The 2,953-nt window shown below is 73.2% G+C and carries 2 protein-coding genes and 1 pseudogene; all 3 read right to left on the bottom strand.

The window, feature by feature from the left end:
* Positions 1–1,806: ABC transporter ATP-binding protein (locus CQZ88_RS09070; RefSeq protein ID WP_146034284.1), on the bottom strand; the 1,806-nt coding region annotated here is incomplete at its 3' end.
* Between the two features lie 125 nt (positions 1,807–1,931).
* On the bottom strand, positions 1,932–2,717 hold the full coding sequence (locus tag CQZ88_RS09075; RefSeq protein ID WP_006938729.1) for an ABC transporter permease: 786 nt from the start codon (positions 2,715–2,717) through the stop codon (positions 1,932–1,934).
* Positions 2,714–2,953, bottom strand: a pseudogene (locus tag CQZ88_RS09080) (ABC transporter ATP-binding protein); the annotation flags it as partial. The pseudogene CQZ88_RS09080 and the gene CQZ88_RS09075, both read right to left, overlap by 4 nt.

Here is a 2,953-nt window from a genome sequence, read left to right on the forward strand (position 1 = left end):
CGGCCACAACGCTTCGACGCCGTACCCGTCGGCGCGGTCCGGCTCCGGCGTCTCGTCCTCGGCGCCACTGAGCAGGGCCCGGAAGAGGGCGTTGCGCGCCTCGAGTTCGTGGACGGTCCCGGAGTCGACGACGCGACCGCCGTCGAGCACCGCGACCCGGTCGGCGAGCGACAGCGTGGACCGCCGGTGCGCGAGGATCAGCGTGGTGCGCTTCGGGCGCGCCCGCAGCGCCGCGAAGATCGCGGCCTCCGTCTCCGCGTCCACCGCGGAGGTCGCGTCGTCGAGGATCAGCACCCGGGGGTCGAGCAGCAGCGCCCGGGCGAGCGCGACGCGCTGCCGTTGCCCACCCGACAGCGTCAGACCGCGCTCCCCGACGACGGTGTCGTACCCGTCGGGGAGCGCCTCGACGAACTCGTCGGCGCACGCCGCCCGCGCGGCGGCGCGGATCTCCTCGGCGCTCGCCTCGGGCCGGCCCAGCGCGATGTTCGCCGCGATCGTGTCCGAGAACAGGAACGGTTCGTCGAACACCAGGCTCACCGCCTCGCGCAGGTGCTCGGCGCGCAGGGCGGCGACGTCGATCCTGTCGCCGTCGGCGGTGGTGACGTACACGGCGCCGGATTCGGGGGCGTAGAACCGGGGCAGCAGCAGCGACATCGCCGTCTTGCCGGAGCCGGCGGAGCCGACCACGGCGACGGTCTCGCCCGGCGCCAGTTCGAGGTCGAGACCGTCGAGCACGGGCCGTCCGCGCTCGAAACCGAACGTCACCGCGTCGAGGACCAGCCCCAGCGGCCCGTCCGGCAGCGGCACCGGATGCGGCGGGTCGGCGACGTCGGGCTCGGTGTCGATCACCTCGTACACCCGCTCGACCGCGGCGCGGGAGAGCTGCGCCATGATCACCACCGAGAACAGCGTGCGCGTCGTCGCGGTCATCGTCGCCAGGTAGGCGGCGAACGCGAGGAACGTGCCGACGGTGACGGTGCCCTGCAGGGCCAGCCAGCCGCCGAGCGCGATCACGGCGACGAGCCCGAGTTGCGGGATGGCACCCATCGGGGCGGCGAACGTGGCGTTGATCCGGGCGGCGCGCATGCGCTCGGCATAGAGGGCGCGGCCGTGCTGTTCGAGCTGGTCCACGGCGCGGGCCTCCTGCCCGAACCCCTTGACCACCCGCACCCCGGTGACGGTCTCCTCCACGTGCTGGGCCAGGTCGGCCGCGCGTTGCTGCGCCGACCACGTCGCCGCGAACAGTTTGGGCCGGACGACGGCGACCACCCCGGCGATCACCGGGACGGTGACGAGGGCGACGAGGGTCAGCAGCGGCGAGAGCACCGCCATGATCACCAGCGCCAGCGCGAACTGCAACAGCGCCCCGGCCGACATGGGGACCATCGCCAGCAGGCCCTGGACGAGTTGCAGGTCGGTGATCGACCGCGACACCACCTGCCCGGTGCGGATCTGGTCCTGGCCGCGCCCGTCGAGCCGCTGCAGCGAGGCGAGCAGCCCGAGCCGCAGGTCGTGCTGCACGTCCAGCGAGAGCCGGCCGGCGAGCATCCGCCGGCCGTACTGACACCCGAACCGCACCAGCGCGCCCACTGCGATCGCCGCCGCCGCCAGCCCGATCAGCTGCAGGTCGTGGCCGTCGGGGTGGGTGGCGCTGTCGAGCGCCAGCTTGGTCAGCAACGGGAACGTGATGTCGATCAGTGCGGCGACGACGGTGACGGTCAGCGCGCCGAGCGCGACGCGGCGATGCTGCCAGGCCTCCGCGCCCAGCCGACGGATCCAACCGGGGGAACGCGCGTCGTGTGCCATCGTCTTCCGACATTAGCGCCGGCCGGGGACACGGGAGGACTCTGCGGCGAGGGGGCGGTTGTTGCGCCCACCACTCGATCGATGCCGCAGCAACCTCCCCTTCGCCGCGAGAACCGCCGTCGGACTCAGACGATGTCGCGGGTCCGGGTGCGCCACCAGCCGAGACCGCAGATCAGCGCGGTCCAGCCGAGCAGCCCCAGCGGCGCCGCCGGCCACGTCACGGCCGGGTCGACCTCCTCGGGCAGGTCGATGACGGTGAAGACCGTGTACCAGGTGAGCTGCCCGGGCAGCAGCCGGGCGAGTGCGCCCGCCCCGAGGCCGTCGAGGATCAGCGAGACGATCAGCTCCCCGAACGGGATCCAGGCGGTGATCGCCAGGACGCTGCCGGCCGTCGACCCGGTGAGCAGGCCGAGTCCGGCGCCCATGAGGGCCCACAGCATCGCGGCGAACAGGCCGGCGCCGAGGACCGCGGCGACACTGCCCGCACCCGAGCCGTCACCGGCGAGACCACCGCCGAACATCAGGATGGTCAGCATCGACACGGCCTCGACCACCACGCAGTACAGCAGCCCGAACGCGACCGCCGTCGTCAGCTTGGCGGCGATCACCCCGTCGCGGCCGCGCGTGGTCAGGAAACTGGTGACGATGGTGCGGTGCTGGAACTCGCTGCCCGTGTTGACCACCCCGAACAGCGCCGCGAACAGGAACACCAGCGCGAGCGCGACGCTCACCCCGATCGCGGCGGCGGCGGTCTCGGCGAAGCTCTCGCCGACGAGGCTCTCGAGCGTGCCGAGGATCGGCAGGGTCAGCGCACCGGAGAACAGGCCCACCACCACCGGGGTGATGCCGAGGATCCACCAGTAGCGCAGGCCCAGGACCTTGCGGAACTCGGCCGTCAGCAACGCGGTCATCGGGGTCCCTCCCAGCCGGTCGGCGAATGCTGTTGCCCGGGCGGGAACGGGCCGGGCGGCGGGAACTGTCCCGGGTAGGGCGGCTGCTGCGGGGGCGTCGGCCCCTGCATGCCCCACCCCGGCGCGGCCCCCACGTACTGCCCGGCCGTCATCGCCAGGAACACCTGTTCGAGGTCGGCGTGCTCGACGCTCGTCCCGAACACCGTCACGCCGTGTCCGGCGGCGAGCGCCGCGAC

Origin of the sequence: Rhodococcus sp. ENV425 (genome assembly GCF_002887785.1) — a bacterium.
Lineage (GTDB): Bacteria > Actinomycetota > Actinomycetes > Mycobacteriales > Mycobacteriaceae > Rhodococcus > Rhodococcus aetherivorans.

Bases quoted from the DNA above. Each gene is read 5' to 3' on its own strand.
- CQZ88_RS09075 (WP_006938729.1), bottom strand. From the start codon at position 2,717: ATGACCGCGTTGCTGACGGCCGAGTTCCGCAAGGTCCTGGGCCTGCGC.